The following is a 1,472-nucleotide window of genomic DNA, read 5'->3' on the forward strand; positions in this document are numbered from 1 at the left end:
TAGGGACCGAACTGTCTCACGACGTTCTAAACCCAGCTCGCGTACCACTTTAAATGGCGAACAGCCATACCCTTGGGACCTACTTCAGCCCCAGGATGTGATGAGCCGACATCGAGGTGCCAAACACCGCCGTCGATATGAACTCTTGGGCGGTATCAGCCTGTTATCCCCGGAGTACCTTTTATCCGTTGAGCGATGGCCCTTCCATTCAGAACCACCGGATCACTATGTCCTGCTTTCGCACCTGCTCGACGTGTCGGTCTCGCAGTTAAGCTACCTTTTGCCATTGCACTATCAGCACGATTTCCGACCGTACCTAGGTAACCTTCGAACNACCTGCTTTCGCACCTGCTCGCGCCGTCACGCTCGCAGTCAAGCTGGCTTATGCCATTGCACTAACCTCCTGATGTCCGACCAGGATTAGCCAACCTTCGTGCTCCTCCGTTACTCTTTAGGAGGAGACCGCCCCAGTCAAACTACCCACCAGACACTGTCCGCAACCCGGATTACGGGTCAACGTTAGAACATCAAACATTAAAGGGTGGTATTTCAAGGTCGGCTCCATGCAGACTGGCGTCCACACTTCAAAGCCTCCCACCTATCCTACACATCAAGGCTCAATGTTCAGTGTCAAGCTATAGTAAAGGTTCACGGGGTCTTTCCGTCTTGCCGCGGGTACACTGCATCTTCACAGCGAGTTCAATTTCACTGAGTCTCGGGTGGAGACAGCCTGGCCATCATTACGCCATTCGTGCAGGTCGGAACTTACCCGACAAGGAATTTCGCTACCTTAGGACCGTTATTGTTACGGCCGCCGTTTACCGGGGCTTCGATCAAGAGCTTCGCTTGCGCTAACCCCATCAATTAACCTTCCGGCACCGGGCAGGCGTCACACCGTATACGTCCACTTTCGTGTTTGCACAGTGCTGTGTTTTTAATAAACAGTTGCAGCCAGCTGGTATCTTCGACTGATTTCAGCTCCACGAGCAAGTCGCTTCACCTACATATCAGCGTGCCTTCTCCCGAAGTTACGGCACCATTTTGCCTAGTTCCTTCACCCGAGTTCTCTCAAGCGCCTTGGTATTCTCTACCTGACCACCTGTGTCGGTTTGGGGTACGATTTGATGTTACCTGATGCTTAGAGGCTTTTCCTGGAAGCAGGGCATTTGTTGCTTCAGCACCGTAGTGCCTCGTCATCACGCCTCAGCCTTGATTTTCCGGATTTGCCTGGAAAACCAGCCTACACGCTTAAACCGGGACAACCGTCGCCCGGCCAACATAGCCTTCTCCGTCCCCCCTTCGCAGTAACACCAAGTACAGGAATATTAACCTGTTTCCCATCGACTACGCCTTTCGGCCTCGCCTTAGGGGTCGACTCACCCTGCCCCGATTAACGTTGGACAGGAACCCTTGGTCTTCCGGCGAGCGGGCTTTTCACCCGCTTTATCGTTACTTATGTCAGCATTCGCACT

The 1,472-nt window shown here is 53.2% G+C and carries 1 rRNA gene; it reads right to left on the reverse strand.

The features are described from left to right. Positions 1-1,472: ribosomal RNA gene (locus GQF02_RS15720) — 23S ribosomal RNA — on the reverse strand; the annotation flags it as partial.

The organism is Craterilacuibacter sinensis (assembly GCF_009831765.1).
Lineage (GTDB): Bacteria > Pseudomonadota > Gammaproteobacteria > Burkholderiales > Chromobacteriaceae > Craterilacuibacter > Craterilacuibacter sinensis.